14 protein-coding genes are annotated in these 17768 nt (G+C 41.6%); 3 read left to right on the top strand and 11 right to left on the bottom strand.

Translation table 11 applies throughout. The features are described 5' to 3' along the window. Positions 1-5: 5 nt before the first annotated feature. Together BMW98_RS02765 and BMW98_RS02760 are read right to left on the bottom strand one after the other, a co-directional pair. Positions 6-848 carry a DUF3298 and DUF4163 domain-containing protein gene (locus tag BMW98_RS02765; protein WP_090256855.1) on the bottom strand — a complete coding sequence of 281 codons (843 nt, stop codon included), beginning with the start codon at positions 846-848 and terminating at the stop codon, positions 6-8. Then, complete coding sequence (locus BMW98_RS02760) at positions 845-1312, bottom strand: DUF6702 family protein (RefSeq protein WP_147407713.1); 468 nt, start codon at positions 1310-1312, stop codon at positions 845-847. Before BMW98_RS02760 ends, BMW98_RS02765 begins: the two co-directional genes overlap by 4 nt. 114 nt (positions 1313-1426) lie before the next feature. On the opposite strand from BMW98_RS02760, the gene BMW98_RS02755 reads away from it, so the two are divergent. Then, on the top strand, positions 1427-2011 hold the full coding sequence (locus BMW98_RS02755; protein ID WP_090256853.1) for a HupE/UreJ family protein: 585 nt from the start codon (positions 1427-1429) through the stop codon (positions 2009-2011). A gap of 21 nt (positions 2012-2032) precedes the next feature. Beyond that, on the top strand, positions 2033-4369 hold the full coding sequence (locus BMW98_RS02750) for a M1 family metallopeptidase (RefSeq protein WP_090256852.1): 2337 nt from the start codon (positions 2033-2035) through the stop codon (positions 4367-4369). A gap of 96 nt (positions 4370-4465) precedes the next feature. Here BMW98_RS02750 and BMW98_RS02745 read toward each other — a convergent pair whose 3' ends face one another. The 8 genes from BMW98_RS02745 to pdhA all read right to left on the bottom strand — a co-directional run bounded on the left by BMW98_RS02745 (position 4466) and on the right by pdhA (position 9951). Beyond that, the gene (locus BMW98_RS02745; RefSeq protein ID WP_090256851.1) at positions 4466-4900 is read right to left on the bottom strand and encodes a VOC family protein; all 435 of its coding nucleotides are present in this window, start codon (positions 4898-4900) and stop codon (positions 4466-4468) included. Between the two features lie 93 nt (positions 4901-4993). Beyond that, positions 4994-5203 carry a hypothetical protein gene (locus BMW98_RS02740; RefSeq protein WP_090256850.1) on the bottom strand — a complete coding sequence of 70 codons (210 nt, stop codon included), beginning with the start codon at positions 5201-5203 and terminating at the stop codon, positions 4994-4996. 15 nt (positions 5204-5218) lie between these two features. Then, positions 5219-5782, bottom strand: a complete 564-nt coding sequence (locus BMW98_RS02735; RefSeq protein ID WP_090258194.1) for an RNA polymerase sigma factor — start codon at positions 5780-5782, stop codon at positions 5219-5221. Further along, the gene (locus tag BMW98_RS02730; protein WP_090256849.1) at positions 5775-6158 is read right to left on the bottom strand and encodes a hypothetical protein; all 384 of its coding nucleotides are present in this window, start codon (positions 6156-6158) and stop codon (positions 5775-5777) included. The genes BMW98_RS02735 and BMW98_RS02730 overlap by 8 nt, the downstream gene beginning before the upstream one ends. Before the next feature lie 147 nt (positions 6159-6305). Continuing rightward, positions 6306-7625 carry an aspartate kinase gene (locus tag BMW98_RS02725; RefSeq protein WP_090256848.1) on the bottom strand — a complete coding sequence of 440 codons (1320 nt, stop codon included), beginning with the start codon at positions 7623-7625 and terminating at the stop codon, positions 6306-6308. 9 nt (positions 7626-7634) lie between these two features. Continuing rightward, positions 7635-8111, bottom strand: a complete 477-nt coding sequence (gene ribH, locus BMW98_RS02720) for a 6,7-dimethyl-8-ribityllumazine synthase (protein ID WP_090256847.1) — start codon at positions 8109-8111, stop codon at positions 7635-7637. A gap of 68 nt (positions 8112-8179) precedes the next feature. Further along, positions 8180-8863: a tetratricopeptide repeat protein gene (locus BMW98_RS02715; protein ID WP_090256846.1), complete on the bottom strand. Its 684-nt coding sequence runs from the start codon at positions 8861-8863 to the stop codon at positions 8180-8182. Between the two features lie 56 nt (positions 8864-8919). Further along, positions 8920-9951, bottom strand: a complete 1032-nt coding sequence (gene pdhA / locus BMW98_RS02710) for a pyruvate dehydrogenase (acetyl-transferring) E1 component subunit alpha (RefSeq protein WP_090256845.1) — start codon at positions 9949-9951, stop codon at positions 8920-8922. A 91-nt stretch (positions 9952-10042) separates the two neighbouring features. On the opposite strand from pdhA, the gene recF reads away from it, so the two are divergent. Then, positions 10043-11149 carry a DNA replication/repair protein RecF gene (recF, locus tag BMW98_RS02705; protein WP_090256844.1) on the top strand — a complete coding sequence of 369 codons (1107 nt, stop codon included), beginning with the start codon at positions 10043-10045 and terminating at the stop codon, positions 11147-11149. Positions 11150-11161: 12 nt separating this feature from the next. On the opposite strand, the gene BMW98_RS02700 is transcribed toward recF, so the two are convergent. After that, positions 11162-17683 (bottom strand): alpha-2-macroglobulin family protein, encoded by a 6522-nt coding sequence (locus tag BMW98_RS02700; protein ID WP_090256843.1) that lies wholly within the window; start codon positions 17681-17683, stop codon positions 11162-11164. Positions 17684-17768: the final 85 nt, after the last annotated feature.

Genomic DNA, 17768 nt, shown 5'->3' with positions numbered 1-17768 from the left:
TGCTTTTATTCTTCACCCACCAAATTACCTAGTACTCCGTTTTTATTCAGCAGCTTAACGTAATCGGTTAACTTTAATTCAAGCTCTGTTGGGCCTAGTGAGTATGGGCCTATTTCATAAGCATTGAAGTAGAAGATCAGGCTCTTATTGATGATTGCAAAGTTGTTGTTCAACCTAAACTCTCCATCTTCAAACCAGTAGCCCTCCTCTTCCAAAGAACGACTTGGCGGAATTTTCTTCAACATTCTGAATTCTATTTCGGCCGATTCGTTTAGGTTTTCTTCATAACCATCAATCATAACTTGGTCGAGCGTAATTGGCTCGCCTGTTTTTAGGTTGTAGCTACGGTAAATCTGCTGTCCGTTGGGGTGGGCACCACCGGTGTATGTAAAAATGGTAGTGGCTATGCTAATGAATTCAGGGGCTTGGTATAGAATATCGCCATTTACCTCAACCAGCCAGCTGCTTTCATAGTCTTCGAACTCCTTGATTAGACTATCGTAAGAGGTTCCCAAGTCATTCATTAGTACTTCGAATGTTTCGGCTTGCGAATCGCCCATCATTACAAAGCTGAAAATCTCGTTTTGAATGTCTTGATTGATTTTCTGGCTCACCTCATCGGGTACCATGCCGGTAATTACCGGGTACTCAATGTTAAACTCTACACATTGCTTAGATGCCTCATTGGTGGCACAGGGGCCACTTTTTTCATCAATTTTCTTAACCTCGTATTCTACATACTTGGGAACGGGCTCGCCTTCAATTTCGCGAACAGGCTCTTTTTTAGAACCAAATTGACAACTAGAAATTGCGCCTAATAATATGGCTGCTAGAAATGCTTTCTTCACTTAGTAAAATTAAAAGTATAGTGTTTCGTGTCTCTGTCCAGTTTATAGCTTCTCTGCTTTTTACCCGACTTAAAGTGGATAATGTTTTGCTGATCTTCAAAAACCTCCATCAGGGTAACGTTTGTTACCTCAGCTTCTTTTATTGCGGACACACCTTCTACCTCGTAGTAGCACCAGCGCGCATCGCTCTCTACCTCAGACCCCAGAAAGGTAAACTCAACCTGCTTACCCTCTAGCAAAATGAACACTTTTGACTTTAAGTATTCACCAATAAGGCTATCAAGCTTAGCAGCATCGGTAGGATTGTAGGTGTCCACATACTCCATGTTGTAGTGCTTTTTTAGGCCCTGCTCAAGATCGTCAATGAATATGCGTTGGCTTATTTGCAGCGATTGCGTATCGGGGTTATGCTCAATATCTGTCACGCTTACGTGAAAGGGGTGCACTCCTAAGAATGCTGTCAAAATAACCGAATATAACAGTTTGAGGGGCATGCAACTAACTTTTATGGGTCGATTCAAAATTAACGGTTATTATTGCAATCCTTGTAGAAAGAGACCATTAATTAACCGCAATATATGAGCCAATTCGGCATATACTTCGACTTAGGAAGAGAACATATTCTCGACATCAACGGGTACGATCATATTCTATTTGTTATTGCCCTATGTGTAATTTACCAGCTGCAAGACTGGAAGAAAGTGCTTATCCTTGTTACCGCCTTTACCATTGGACACTCCATTACCTTGGCGCTTAGCACCTTGCAGATCGTAAGCTTCAGAACAGACATTGTGGAGTTTTTGATTACGGTAACCATATTTATTACGGCTTTTGTAAACCTTTTCAGGACCAAAAGCGCCTTAACTCCCTCTAATTTTAACATCAATTACTTCTTTGCCTTGTTCTTTGGGCTTATTCATGGCCTTGGTTTTTCAACCTATTTAAAGAGCATGCTGGGCAGAGAAGACAGCATAGTAACACCTTTGTTGGCCTTTAATTTAGGCCTTGAATTGGGGCAGCTAATCATAGTACTATTCTTTATGGTTGCGGCCTTTGTGTTCGTAAGTCTTTTCAATGTTTCGCGAAGAGACTGGAACTTAGTAATTTCATCGGCTGTGGCGGGTATTGCCCTCACATTGATGATTGACGCAAGATTTTGGTAACAACAACTACTTAATTTTAATATGAAAAAACTGACCTATTTAATCATTGCGATGGGCTTTTTTGCCACTGCCACTTATGGGCAGGTGGTAAATAGCAACCATGGCAAGCGCTTTGAGCAGTTAGAAAGAATGCTACGTGACCCTAGTGTGTACAGAACAGCTTCTGGTGCACCAGGGCCTAAATACTGGCAGCAAAAGGCTGATTATAAAATTTCGGCTACTTTGGACGATGAGAACCAAAGACTGACAGGTTCTGAAACTATTACTTATTACAATAATTCGCCAGATCCGCTAGAGTACCTTTGGTTAGCTTTGGATGAAAATGTAAGACAACCAGATAACGATTCTTACAAGTTCGACCCAAGCAGCATTCGCCCAAGAATGTCTTATGGCCAAATTGATGCTTTAGATGGACACGACAACGATTGGGGTTTCCACATTACCAAAGTGGCAGATGCCAAAGGGCAGCCAATGACGTACATCATTAACCAAACAATGATGCGTATTGACTTAGCCAAAACGTTGAAGCCAGGCGAAAAAATAAGCTTTAACATCGATTGGTGGTACAATACTACCAACCGTTCTGAGTCTGGTGCACGTGGCGGTCACGAGTACTTTCCTGAAGATGGCAACTACATCTACACCATTACGGGCTGGTTCCCGCGTATGGCTGTTTACTCCGACTTCCAAGGTTGGAACAACAAGCAGTTTACCGGTCGTGGTGAGTTTGCCCTAACCTTTGGCGACTACGATGTAGAAATGACAGTACCTGCCGACCATATTGTGGGTTCTACAGGTTCGTTGCAAAATGCTAAAGAAGTACTTACCAGCGAACAACAACAAAGATGGGCGCAAGCACAGAAAGAGTTTGTTGAGCCTGTGAAAATCGTTACGCTTGAAGAAGCAAAAGAGAACGAGAAAGAAGGTACTACAGCCACTAAAACATGGAATTTTAAAGCAGAAAACGTGCGTGACTTCGCATGGACTTCTTCTAGAAAATTTGTGTGGGATGCTATGGCAGCCGACATTGAAGGTAGAGAAGACCACCCAATGGCCATGTCTTACTACGCTAAAGAGGCTTATGGAATTTATGAGCGTTACTCTACCAAAGCTGTAGCACATACGCTTAAAACCTACTCTAAATACACCATTCCTTACCCATACCCTGTGGCTATTTCTGTAGAAGCTTCGAACGGTATGGAGTACCCAATGATCTGCTTTAACTACGGTAGAACATTGCCTGACGGTACTTACTCTGAGGCGACCAAATATGGTGCTATTGGCGTAATTATTCACGAGGTGGGTCACAACTTCTTCCCTATGATTGTGAACTCTGACGAGCGTCAGTGGACATGGATGGACGAAGGCTTGAACACTTTTGTGCAGTACTTAACCGAGCAAGAGTTTGACAACAACTACCCGCACAGAAGAGGTCCTGCAGCTAAAATTGCGCCTTACATGGCTTTGCCAAAAGATCAGTTGGAGCCAATTATGACCAACTCTGAAAACATTATTGGTTTCGGTAACAACGCTTATGCTAAAGCCGCTACTGGTTTGAATATTCTTCGCGAAACCATTATGGGTCGTGAATTATTCGACTTTGCCTTTAAGCAGTATGCTAAAAGATGGGCGTTTAAGCACCCAACGCCAGATGATCTTTTCAGAACTTTGGAAGATGCATCGGCAGTAGACCTAGACTGGTTTATTAGAGGCTGGTACTTTACTATTGACAACGTAGATATTTCGGTAGACAATGTGAAGTGGTTTAAGTTAGACACTAAAAATCCTGATGTTGAATACCCAATTGCTGAAGCAGCATTTAAAGAGGCTAATACGGATGTTGCCGATAAGCGCAACAGAGAAGAAGGCTTGGAATTCTATGTAGAAGAGGACGAGAGGCTTCAGGATTTCTACTATTCTTACAACCAATTTGAAGTGACTGACGAAGCAAGAACTGCTTACCAGCGCTTTACAGCTACACTTTCCGATGAAGAAAAGGCGCTTTTAGGCGATGATAAAAACTTCTACGAAATTGAATTTAGCAATGTTGGTGGCCTTGTAATGCCAATTATTATTGAGTGGACGTACGTTGATGGTTCTACTGAAGTAGAGACTATTCCTGCTTACATCTGGAGAAAAAATGAGGATAAAGTGACCAAAGCCTTCATGAAGGATAAAGAAGTTGCGCAAATCCGCATTGACCCTTACAGAGAAACCGCAGATACTGACGAAGCCAATAACTACTGGCCAAGAAACAACCAACCAACTCGCTTTGAGCTATACAAGAGCCGAGGTGGAGGAGCAAGGGGTCAATCTTTCGGGGCTAACCCAATGCAAAAAGCAAACGGTGGTAACTAATTGCTTTCATAAAACACTAAATAAAAAGAGGCCGCAATTGCGGCCTCTTTTGTTTCCCTTATGGTTTAAGGGATGAATTGAATCATGGGTAAAATCTTATTGCTTTTCGTTAAAGCTTATCATCCAGTTAATGCCAAACTTATCGGTTAGCATGCCAAAGTAGTCGCCCCAAAAAGTTTGTTCCATTGGCATTTTTACTTCTCCGCCAGCGGAGAGCTCATTAAAAAAGTTATCGGCCTTGGCCTTGCTATCAGTGCTAATGGAGATTGAAAAGTTGTTGCCCTGAATATGAGAAGCAGCCCATTCGCCACCAGTATCGCTACCCATTAACACCGTTTCTTGGCTAATAGGTAGACTCACGTGCATAATCTGATCTTTCATTTCATCGGGCATTGGTGGCATACCTTCTTGTGGTGGCATTTCCCCAAAGGTGCTTTCCGAGGCGAATTCTCCGCCAAAAACCGAAAGATAAAAGTCGAATGCTGACTTACAGTTGCCATTAAAAGTGAGGTAAACGTTGATTGTTGTCATAATGAAAATGTTTGAGTTTGATTGTTTCAATCAATTTACCGAATCTCTTTACCAATTCCTCGGTCCATTTTGTGTTAGAATGTACCGAGTTGGTTACTCTAGCTCATTGCACTCAAAGCCTTGACTGTTCAAAATGGTAATCACTGTTTCAGGCATTAGGTCTACTGTTTCTACTCGCAAAATTCTATCTGTGTCCTCCAGATCGAAATTCCAGGCCTCGTAGGGCAGCAAAATGTTGAGAAAGGCGCCAACGAGGCTAACCTGTTTTTCACTTTTTACCGATGTTTTAAAAACGTGTATCATTGTTAGTGATAATAATTATTGGTTGATCAGCTCTTCGTAGGTAGACTTTAGCCGTTTACGAAGGTACTTTACTGCGTAGTGTTTTCTTGATAATAGTGTGTTTACAGGCACCCCTGTAGTTTCAGCAATGTCTTTTACCGGAAAGCCCTCCATTTCGGTTAATTCAAATATTTCGCGCTGCTCTACTGGTAGTTCGGCCAGTGCTTGCTCTAGTTCTTGCCACATGAGCGAGCGTATGTATACATTTACCGGGCTATCGGACTCTTCCGTTTGAGGAAATAGGGACGAAATAATATCACCGTCTTCGTCATAATCTGCCTCCATGGGCAAGCTGCTCTCTTTCCGCTTCTTGCCTTTATTAATAATTAGGTTTTTGGCCACACGAAACAACCAGCCCGAGATATTCTCAATGGGGTTGTGGGTTGTCTCCATGGTTTTAACAAACTGGAAAAACACATCCTGGGCAATATCATCCGCATCTTCTTGCGAAGTAACCCTGGTTTTAATGAAAGAGCGAATACGAGGCTGGTGCTCTCTAATTTGCCTTTCAAGGTTTTCCCTATGTTCGCTATTACTCACTGTCAGAACCATTCTTTTCTTTGGTGTCTGAATCTGCAAAGCAGTTGCTGCGGTGTTCCATCCACTCCGCAAATCGTTTTTTCTTAAACCACTCTTTGCGCTCTTCTGAGCTCATTTTCATCCATTTTTCACGGCCTTTTTGGTCGCCCCATTTATGTTTATGGGTATGTTTCTTTTTGCCTCCCATTCCTGAGAAAAGAATTCTGGATAGAATGAACAAGCCCAATGCTTGCCAGAAGTTAATGGTTGTAAGGCCAAAGATTTCGGGCATTAGCCAGTTCCATAGCAGCATAATTACCGAGCCGAACAAAAACAGGGCAACAGCCCCAAATAGCGGGTAAAAGAAGTACTTGTATTTATGTATAACCTTTTTCATTGTCGTACTATTAAAATGTGCGCTTGCTTAGGTAGACAAATGAAAGAGGAAAATATTTTAAGCTTTTTGATTTTTTGTAAAAAAAGAAAGGCCGGCTCCAAAGCAAAACACTTCTGAACCGGCCGCTCATTATAAAATTATTAGCTCCTAAAGCCCAAAAAGGTGCTCATTCAATGTTTTGAGCGAGGTTACTTTGTGCTCTTCATCTGTCAAAAGCGAAATGTTATGTCGGCTACCACCGTATGAAATCATACGGATTGGAATATGTGAAAGCGATTCGAAGATTTTGTTCACAATTCCCTTTTGCTCTGCTACAAAGTTGCCCACCACACAAATAATGGTCTGCTTATAGTCTACTTCAACCTGACCAAACTGATCGAGTTCCTTCACGATTTTCTTCAGGTTGGTGGCATCATCTATGGTTACAGATACAGCCACCTCAGAAGTGGTGATCATATCGATAGGCGTTTTGTACTTCTCAAAAATCTCGAAGACTTTTCTCAAGAAACCATAAGCCAAAAGCATGCGCGAAGACTTGATCTTAATAGCGATAATGCCATCTTTTGCCGCCACGGCTTTCACATCGTCCGAAATGGTTGACTGGCTAATCATGGTGCCTTTCGCTTCGGGCTGCATGGTATTCAGCAATTTTACCGGAATACCGTATTTCTGTGCTGGCCAAATGGATGCTGGGTGCAAAATTTTAGCACCAAAATATGCGAGCTCGGCAGCTTCATCAAAGCTTAGTTCGGCAATAGGCATGGTTTTATCCACAACCCTAGGGTCGTTGTTATGCATGCCATCAATGTCCGTCCAAATTTGTACTTCTTCTGCACGAATGGCCGCACCAATTAGCGAAGCGGTATAGTCGCTACCTCCACGCTGTAGGTTATCTATTTCGCCTTTGTGGTTCTTGCAAATGTAACCTTGCGTTACAAACAACTTGCAATCGCTGTGCTGTGCTAGTACTTCTGGCAATTTAGTTTCTGTAAAAGCCAAATCAGGCTCGCCATCCTCATTGGTACGCATAAAATCTAACGCAGCCAATAGCTCCGCACGAATACCTCGCTCCTCTAGCAACAAGGTGAAAAGCTTGGTAGACATTAGCTCTCCTTGTGCCAAGATATCGCGCTGAAGCGCCTCGTTGTAAGAAATCTTAAGGGTAATGAGTAAAAACTCGAAGTGCTCCTCAATAATCTCTTCGGCCTCTTTTCGCTTAGCTTCGTTTGATAGCAAATCGCCAATGAATGCCTCATAGTGATTTCTGAGTGTAGCTATTTTCTCTTTGGCCTCTTGCTTGTTATCTGCTGCTAACGATTCGCCAATACCCACTAGGGCGTTGGTGGTGCCAGAAAGCGCAGAAAGCACAACAAGTTTTGGGTTGTCATCGCGGGTAATCAACTCAGCGATTGACATCATTCGCTCCGGCTTGCCTACCGAAGTACCTCCAAACTTTAATACTTGCATGGTTTTAAATTAGAAACCCAACATTTTAATAGCAGTAATAGCAGCTTCATCGCCTTTGTTGCCATGTTTTCCTCCTGCTCTGTCAAGGGCTTGTTTTTGCGTGTTTGGTGTGAGCACACCAAAAATTACTGGCTTGTTGTACTTAAGCGACACATTGGTGATGCCTTGGGCTACAGCATCGCAAATAAAGTCGAAGTGTTTGGTTTCACCCTGAACCACACAACCAATGCAAATTACTGCATCAATATCTTCTTGCTGAGCCATCCACTGGCCACCCAAAGAAAGCTCAAAGCTACCCGGAACGGTCTTTCTAACAATGTTTTCCTTTTTAGCTCCATGGGCCAATAGGGTTTCGTAAGCACCGTTGTAAAGTGCTTCGGTTACCTCTTCATTCCATTCAGACACTACAATACCGAACTTCTTTTCGGCAACGTTTAGCACGTTTGTGCTGCTGTATTCGCTTAGGTTTTTAATGCTTGATGCCATGATTTTAAATAAAAAAAGGTAAGACTTCCGCCTTACCTTATATAGTTAATGTTTTCTGTTACTAATCATTAACGACCGGCAAGGGCTTCTAATCGAGCCTTGTGTTTTCGAGCGGTCTTAATTTCTGCTGCCTGCTTGTACTTTTCAATTACAGTTTCGCATGCTTCGATAGCGTTATCGAAGTCAGAAGCTTTTTCGTAAGCCAAAGAGGCACTCAAAAGATAACCTGGAGAGAAGTACTGATCGTCTACAGTATTCGCAGCTTTTGTGTAAGTATCGCCAGCAGTGCTGTAGTTACCAAGCTCCATGTAAGCATCGCCCAAAAGCTTTTGCGCTCTTGCTTGTACAATTACTTCTGATGTAGAGAAATCCTCTAGGTAGTTAACAGCCTCTTGATAGTTACGCATTTTTAGGTAGCTAGCACCAGCATAATAGTGCGCCAAATTGGCTACTTCGGTACCGCCATAAATGTCTATGATTTGAAGGAAACCAAGGTTTCTTCCATCACCATCCAATGCAAATTCTAAGCTGTCTTTCTCGTAATAGTATTGTGCTTGGAAGATCTCGTTTTGAGCGTCTTCGTTACGCTGGTCATTTCTGAAGTTTAAAAAGAAAATAACACTTGCTCCCACAAGTACTACTAAACCTACTATCGCTCCGATAAAACCAATTGGGCCAACCTCGTTTTTGAACTTGTCAATTGCGCTGCCGCCTTTTGGTTTTTGCTCTTCTGAAGAAGTATTCTCCGCCATCTCTTGAAAATTAGGTCGCAAATATAAATAAAATGTTGAAAAATAAAGCCTTAAGCTTATTCAGTTATATAAGGATAGTCTTCCTGAACGTAAACATCTTTGAAAGCTTCGCTAGGATCTGGGTATGAAGACTCTTCAGCGAATTTAACGCACTCTAGTACGTCATCCTTAATTTTTTTGTCAATGCCCTTCAATTCGTCTTCAGTAGCCCACTTGTTGTCAAGAATTTTAGCTCTTACATATTCAATTGGGTCTCTGTCTTTGTACTCCTGAAGTTCCTCTTTGCTTCTGTATTTAGCAGGGTCCGACATTGAGTGGCCTTTGTAACGGTAAGTTCTGAACTCCAACAAAGTTGGTCCGTCACCTCTTCTGGCGCGATCTGCAGCTTCTTCTACCGCTACGTGAACGTTCTCAGGGTTCATGGCATCTACAGGAGCAGACGGCATGTCGTAAGATTCGCCCAAAGTGTAAAGCTCTCTAACGTTAGACGTACGCTCTACTGAAGTACCCATAGCGTAACCGTTGTTTTCAATCACAAAGATTACAGGCAACTTCCATGTCATGGCCATGTTTAGCGCTTCGTGGAAAGCACCTTGGCGCACAGCACCGTCACCCATCATACAAATACAAAGCTTACCAGTTTTATTGTACTTTTCTGCAAAGGCAATACCAGCACCCAATGGCACCTGACCACCTACAATTCCGTGTCCGCCAAAGAAACCATTCTCTTTATCGAACATGTGCATAGAACCACCTTTACCTTTAGAAATACCGGTTTCTTTAGCCATTAGCTCGGCCATAATAGCCTTAGGGTCGGTACCCAATGCCAATGGCTGGCCGTGGTCGCGGTAAGCAGTAATCCACTTATCACCTTTTTCTAAAGCGGTTACAGATCCACTAGAACAAGCCTCTTGGCCAATGTACAAGTGACAAAAACCTCTAATCTTCTGCTGGCCATAAAGCTGACCCGCCTTCTCCTCAAACCTTCTTTGTAGAAGCATGTTTTCAAACCAAAACATGTAAGTCTCTTTTGAGAACTTTTCCTTCTTTTCCGCTTTTGCTTTAGTAGTTTTTTTCGTTGCTGCCATGAGCGATTATTTGAAAGGGTTTAACCCCGACTAATTCAATTATTTAAATAGGAGTGCGAAAATAAGACAAAAACGTTCAACTTTGAAATTAATGCACCTGGAATCCATCAGACTTAGCAATTTCAAAAACTATTCAGAAGCTGAACTGGCTTTTTCTCCGCAAATCAACTGCTTTTTGGGGCCAAATGGCAGTGGCAAAACTAATTTGCTCGATGCCATTTTTTACCTCGCATTCACCAAAAGTGCAGAGCAATCGCAAGACGCCCAATGTATTTTACATGGCGAGTCATATTTCTCAATTCTCGGTAGGTTCAACCTAAATGAAAAGCAGCGCAAGGTTTTGTGTGCTTTACAAACGGGCAAGAAAAAGCAAATTAAACTAGACGATAAGCCTTATAAAAAAGCTAGTGAACATATTGGAAAGTTTCCGGCTGTGCTAATTGCACCAAACGATACGGATGTAATACGTGGTGCTAGCGAGGAACGCAGAAAGTTTTTTGATGCCATTATTTCTCAGGTCGATGCTGTGTACCTGAATAACTTGATAGCCTACAACCATGCGCTAAAGCAGCGCAACAGCTTGCTTAAGCGCTTTGCCGAAAACGACCGTTTCGATAAAGACCTACTTGAACCATTTACCCTGAAGTTGATAGAATTGGGAGAAGCTATTTATAAGGTAAGGAAGGATTTTGTGCAGTTTTTCACCCCTTATTTGGAAAGGCACTATCAGGTTTTGAGTGAAGAAAAGGAACAGGTTTCCATGGTTTACCAGTCTCATTTTCATCAGTCGGTTAAGGAACAGTTCGAGGCAAGTTTGCAAAAGGACCGCGTACTGAAACGCACCAATGTTGGCGTGCATAAAGACGATTTTGACTTTGAAATGAATGGTAGGGCAATAAAGAAGTTCGGATCGCAAGGCCAGCAAAAGTCTTACTTAATAGCACTCAAACTCGCCAATTTCGACTTTTTGAAAGCGCGTACCGGAATGAAGCCGCTGCTGTTGCTTGATGATATTTTTGACAAACTGGATGACTTCCGCATTGCAAAGCTCATCGAAATGGTAGCCTCCGAATCATTTGGTCAAATATTTATTACCGATGCCCGCCCAGAACGTTCCATCAACTTTGTAAAAGGCATCGATCAGGAATCGAGGTTTTTTAAAGTGGAGGAAGGGAAAGTTCAAGCGTTCGATTATTAAGTCCTTAACGGTTTATTGTTTGATTACTTTCAAGATGCCTCCTTTACTTCTCGCATTAAATTCTGGAGCGTACATGCTCTCAATAGTAGCTGGAGCTCCTGAAAATGTACCAGCATTATTTATGACTACATCGTAGCTCAATTGATGCTGTCCTTTACTTAGTTCATCGAAAAAGAAGTGCGTGCTAGCATCTTTGGTGCTTTGGTAGGCCCAAACATTGCCAAATCGCTGATGGCCAGAAAGCACATCTAGTGGCTCAAAGCTGGCCGAACGCCCATCTTTCAAATGGATAAAGTCCATGTCTCTATCTATAGAAATTAGCAGCTGAACTCTAACTTTATCGCCAACCTTTAGGTTTGTGGACGGGGTGACTTCTTTTTGATCACCATTTTGCTCGATTACGTAAAGGCGTTTGTCCACTTGCAGTGCACCGCCTTGGCGAACTATCTCGTCTGAATTCTGTAAAAACTGGTAATGCAATGCACCCCAAACTGGTGTATCATTCATTTTGCTAATTTCAACGCCCCCTAGCTCAGCTGAAATTTCCTCTGATGCCCATGTTTTTTCAATAAACAAATCGCTAGTTGAGCTGCTTGTGTCAATATTCTCACTTCCTACTTTTATGGACCTCAACTGCGCTGGTTCAGAAGAATTTGAGTTTTGAAGCACAGCATAAATAGCCAAAGTAGTTGCTTTGGTGGTTGGCCAGGCATTCACCCTCTTGTGTTGTAACAGCCATTGGTTCAAAAGCTTTGATCGATTAAGTTCTGGAGAGATTTCTTCAAAGGCTTCCATAATAATAGCATGAGTTTCTATTTGCGCACTAAACCAGCCTCCGTTGAATTCGTTTTCGAGCCAATACATGCCACGCTCCTCGGAAAATGTGGCATTTTCGTCTAGTGACCTTATAAGTTTTTTAGCTAGGGTATTTTTGTCAAATCTTTTGAAAACAAGAGCGCTCATGGCCTTTAATTGCAAGCTTTGGTCATTCCATTTTCGCTCTAGTAAACCAAGGTAATAGTCTAATGCTATTTGCAATTCAGCCGTTGGCACAACCTCCATAAAGTAGCTTCTGGCATATAGATAATAAATTATGGCTGGGTTAAGATAGGTGCTTGTGGAGTCTCGTGAATTACGATTGTAACCAGAAATAAAGGCTTCATCCAAGTAGCTCAACCCGTTATATGCGAGTTCTTCTAAACCCAGTGAATCCAAAGAAAAACCGAGTGACCTCATTTGGCCAAGACCGGAAACAATGTGGGTTGTAATTGTTCGGTTAGGAAAACGGCCACCTTTGAACCAAGGAAAAGCACCGTTCGACATTTGCATTTCCTTTAGAGAAGCGACCGCCTCGTTCAGGTTTACATTGAGAGAGTCGTAATTGATTAATCTGGCAATTGAAGCCTTTCTTTCTGCAGCCGATTGACCCGCTTTTAGCCAAGGTGTTTCCTCAAGTGCCAATTGTTTTAGTGTGGCATTTCTGGTAATGGGTGTTTCTTGTGTTTCAAGTTTTGACCAATCGCCAACGAGACTTTCTAGCTGCGGGTGTTCCTTTAAAATTTTGTTACCTAGAGCATTTGCAAAGATTCTGGCAAATGTTTGTTCGCTGCATTCAAAAGGGAATTCAATCAGATAAGGTAATGACTGAATTACATTCCAAACCGGATTTTTTGTCAGCTCGAATTTCAAAGAAACATCTGTGACGTTAGCCGGTTTATTTAGCAAAGCTGGTAGTTCGAAGGTAAAACTACTATCAGCCGCAGCGGCCCAAATAGGTATACTTTCTGTGACTAAAATCTTTTGGGGTAAAACAGGTAAATAGTTTTCCTCGCCATCGCTAAAATTGTCCGTTGCGGCTACAACTCTGTACTGAATTCCATTTAAGCCTTCTGGCACTGCAATTTTCCATTGTACTTCTACACTACTGTTTGCCGCTATATCGGTTTGTTTTACTGGTTGGTCTTGCTGAGATAAAAGCTCAATTGGCTGGTTGGTAAACGGATCTGTAGCTGTAAACTGGGCCGTGGCTCGAATGGCACTGTCTTGCATATTCACCACTTTAGCACTTACAAGCAGCGAATCTCCAACTCGAATAAATCGTGGAAGGTTTGGTACAACCATCAATTTTTTGCGGGTTTGGATTGTACTTACAAGCTTTTTTGTCTCATACTTTTTGGTATGTGCCAAAAGCTGAAGCTTCCATTCAGTGAGTGACTCTGGCGTTTCAAAACTGAAGTTAACATTGCCCTTAGCATCTGTTTTTAGGTGAGGATAAAAAAAGGCGGTTTCTCTAAAATTGGTTCTTGCCGGAACCGCATCTAATAGCTCTTTTTGTTTTGTAGCCGCTTTTTTGCTGGTAATTATTACAACTCCGTTGGCTGCGCGTGCCCCGTAAATGGATGTTGCCGCAGAGCCTTTTAACATAGACATATCGGCAATTTCATCAGGACTCAATTGACTTGCATCCACAACAACCCCATCGACAACAAACAATGGTTGGTTTGCTGCACTCAATGAGCTAGCACCTCTAATGGTTAAATTAGATGAGTTACTGGGTGACCAGTTAACTCCGGCTACTTGAACTTGGAGTGTTTCAGGTTCTTCTTCAAAGACAATATCAAGAGATTCTTCATCGGCAACTTCCATTAAGAGAACTGAGCTGGTTAGAGACTTCTTTTCTTGCTTACCATAACCAACTACTACAACCTCGCTTAATTTTTGTGTATCGGGTGAAAGCATAATATCCAGGTAATTATCCTTGGCTATTTTGACCTGAACACTTTTGTAGCCTAAAAATCTAAAGATCAGCACATCGCCTTCTTCTGCATTGATTGAGAATTCACCTTTTCTATTTGTTGGAACAACGTTGTTAGTGTCTTCAATAACTGCTGCTCCTGGTAGTTCGGCACCAAACTCATCTCTTACTACTCCCTGAATTTTGCCTTTGGGAATACTCGCATCAACCCTAGAAATGAGGTGACTTTTGCGGCTGGTTATATAGGTAGTTAGGTAGTTAGACTGTGCACTTTTTGGATCAGTAAAACTATAGCCGAATGCTTCGAACGCTGGCGTCCTTTTAAATGTAATGTCGGGATAATAGTTGTATAGGAGTGATTGACCATTTGTCTGGCGGAAGCTACTACTTACACTAAACCTGCTATAAACGTTATAACCACTGATGGCCATTGGAGTAGCGCGCCAGTTATGCGGAACAAATTGGTCGAGCGATGCATCGTACATTGACGCGAGCACTTCAGCTTCAACATTTTCCTTTTTGGCTCCAGTGATATTAAAGCTCCATGTTTCCTGCTCACCTGCTTCCAGTAAACTTCTAAAAGAAGAGGTTTCTATATTCAGTTCTGTTGTAGGCTCAGGAACATTAATAGAAAGTGACCCGGTTTCTGCGTGATTTGTGCCGACAGCCATGTAGTGAAATTTGAAACCTCCCAAGTCGTATTCCTCAATAGGAATTCGGATGGTCCTTTTCCTATTTTTTAAATGAAACACATATTCCTTTTTAGGACCCTTTCTGCGTGTAGGCAATACGTATACCGTTACTTCTTCTGCATCTGATGCAACAGTAAGATTGGCATTTTCTCCTACTTTATAAGCCGTTTTGTCGGCAGTGATGTTGATAAAACTAGGTGTTAGTCGTTCCTCTAAATTTTCCAGTAGGTCGAAAGTTGTGGTTACCTGTTTTTCACTTTTGGAGGACGGAGTATATCGAGCATAGTATTTAGCCGATTTCCAGTCGTTTATTTCTTCAACAGTAACTTTGGCTTCGCTTAGACTTACAGCTTTAATAAAAATTAATGTGGTATCGGGGATTAAAAGAGGCTCATCAAATGGTTCATTTGGAAAATATTCCTCAAAGCTTTCTTGCGACATAAGTGGCATGTCTGGAGCGTCCCAAGCACGCTCGAAAAGGAACGCCTGATTAAAGTCTAGCCTAAAGATTTCAAGCTTTCCTTCAGTAGTTGTCGGTTCTCCATTCAGGCTGTTGCTGATAATATTTACGGTTAGACTCCCATCACTTTTAACCACTGGTTGCTTTAGCATTAGGGTAGTGTTTGCACTATGAAAGCCAACCATTATTGTTTTGGTTAATTCATGTGATTCCCCATTAAGGTCAGTAACAGTGAAGCTTGCTTCATATTCATATTCGGGCCATTTGGTCTTATTTACACCGTCCTGTAAACTAGTAGGAAAGGTTATGGTAAAGGTTCCATCAGGATCAACCGTAAGCTCACCATCTAGAATGAGTTTTTCATCGTTATGCCAATTGTTCTCCCAATAATAAGCGGCTGGGTCGGGCGCTGTTCTATAGCCTTTTTGGTGAACTGCATATTTTACTTTTGCACCGCTAATACTATTGCCTGCAAAGGCTGTGGCTTTGCCACTAAAAGACACGCTGTCGCCCAAAACGTATGCTGAGTCTATTGCATTTGCAGTGACTTCAAACTTAGGTCGCTTGTAGTTTTCCACGCTAAAAGTCTCCCAACCATCATTAAAATTATCCGTACGGTACTCAAAAAAATCGCTCGGTCTATCACCTTCTTCTACCTCTATGGTGAATTCTCCTGTTAGCGTATTCGTAGGAATTTTCAATGAATCGGAATACGAACCGAATTCATTTGTGATATGATACTCTTCGTATATGGTTTCATCATTTGCATCGTAGATGCTCACCAACACTTGCTCGTTGGCAACTATTCCTCTTTCAGCCCCTTTTCTTTTGGTAAGTAATCCCTTAAAGTAAACCGTTTGACCAGGCCGATAAATCGACCTATCGGTAAAGATCTGAGACATTACATCATACAACTCCTCTTCATCCTCATCGAAATATCGATTGTAATAGAGGTTGATATTACCGAAATAGGCCGTGTCGCCCGCATAAACTACCCGTGCAGTATTGTTGTAATTATTCGAACCTCCATTCACCATAATACGCCCGTTATTATCGGTTTTGAATGCTGTTTCTTCACCTTTTCTAAGGCTGAAAGTAACTTCAGCGTTGGCTAGCCCTTCTCCAGAAAGCCTATCGGCAATAAGAAATTGGTTCTGAGTTTCTGAGCCAATGTCGAGCAAGGAAAGATTGGTGACTTGAAAATTAGAAATAGCGCTAAGTTTATTTTCCTCATTGTTGAAAACTGCCAAAGCGTATTGGCCTGGGGGGAGTGGGTCGACTAATATTTCAGTGGAGTGCAGTTGATAGTCATGAGTTTCTGGAAGGCCATAGGCTTTCGCACTAAAAACATCAATTTTGTTTAATAGGCTATCAATGTTTGATTGATTATATGATCTACTTAAAAAATCAAGTTGTCCCTTATCTACTTTGTACAGTTTAAGGTTTATTCTTCTTAAGTTCCTAAAAGTTAATAGAAAGCGGGAGTAGGTGTTCTTCGGTACAAAAGCCTGTTGTTTGAGTTCCAGCTCAGTCCGTTCAATTTTTTGAATCAGTTTTTTTGCTTGAGTCGCCTCGAAGCTTTCAGGACTGGTTTCAAGTACTTCAGTAGCTAGCAGATGAGCCTCTTCAAGTACATTATCGTTAATCGAATGTTTGTTTTCAAAATCGTACATGCTGCTTTTCTCTTCGTTCACAGCAACAAGCAGCTGAGCAAGCTTTATCTTAATGAGGTCTTTTTCGAGGGTGTCATCCTGAAGTAGATTACGGTACGATTCAATAAATTTTTCTACTTCTTCACCATAAGAAATGTCCTCCAAAATTTGCAAGCGCATTAGCTCCCAGTAGGTGGCTAAGTTTTTATTACCAGAATTTCGGCTGTCCAGTGACCGCATTTGAAGAAGATAGAAGCCGTTTGCTTTATTAAAGCTATCGGACGGGGTAAAATCAATTTGTGAAAACTCCTTCCAGTCAAGAAATTTGCGGAAAGATGACTCATAAAAGTCTGTATAACTTCTTCCATTACTATTCAGGTAGAAGTCAATTGCTTCTGCAGTAATCCAGTCTTTTAGGCTAAGAAAGTCATACGCATCCCAGCTGGGATATTCGAAAAGATCAGCTAACAGTTTATTATCTAGCTTAATATCAGAGCTACCGGCTAAGGCCTTCTGAAACTCATGATGAATTTGATTTAGAAACTGCTGTTCACCCCAAAAGTTAAAATCGGTAGTGTCTGTTTCTTCTAAGTCGTTACTATTGATTTTATAGGTGTTTCTCTCTAAATAATCCTTTAAGGATTTTGCTTTCAAATAATGATACAGCCTTTTGTAAGGCTCATCTGATGTTGCAATAAGGCTATCAAGTCGCTCAAGCACTTTTTGTTGTGCATTTTCTTCAAGCAACAACTGATATTTATTCTGATAGATACTGGCTCTGAAAAGTTCTTTTTGGTAATTCCCCCTTTTTGCCACCGCATAAATTGAATCTACTTTTACCCAGGCAGACTTAGTTAAACCATCATTTTCCAAGCGATAAACAGACCTCCAAGCTTGTTCGAAGCTTATATTTTGGGCATTTAATGAAAGTAGGCTTATAAGAAAGAGTGCTAGTGTGCAAATTGTCTTTTTCATAAAAGAGTAGTTCAAGGCTGTTATTAATATAACAAATCACACACGCAATGACCTAACCCTTTAGTTTAATTATGACAAAACCTTT

The organism is Roseivirga pacifica, from assembly GCF_900111145.1.
GTDB lineage: Bacteria > Bacteroidota > Bacteroidia > Cytophagales > Cyclobacteriaceae > Roseivirga > Roseivirga pacifica.
This window is presented reverse-complemented; position numbering and strand designations above follow the sequence as displayed.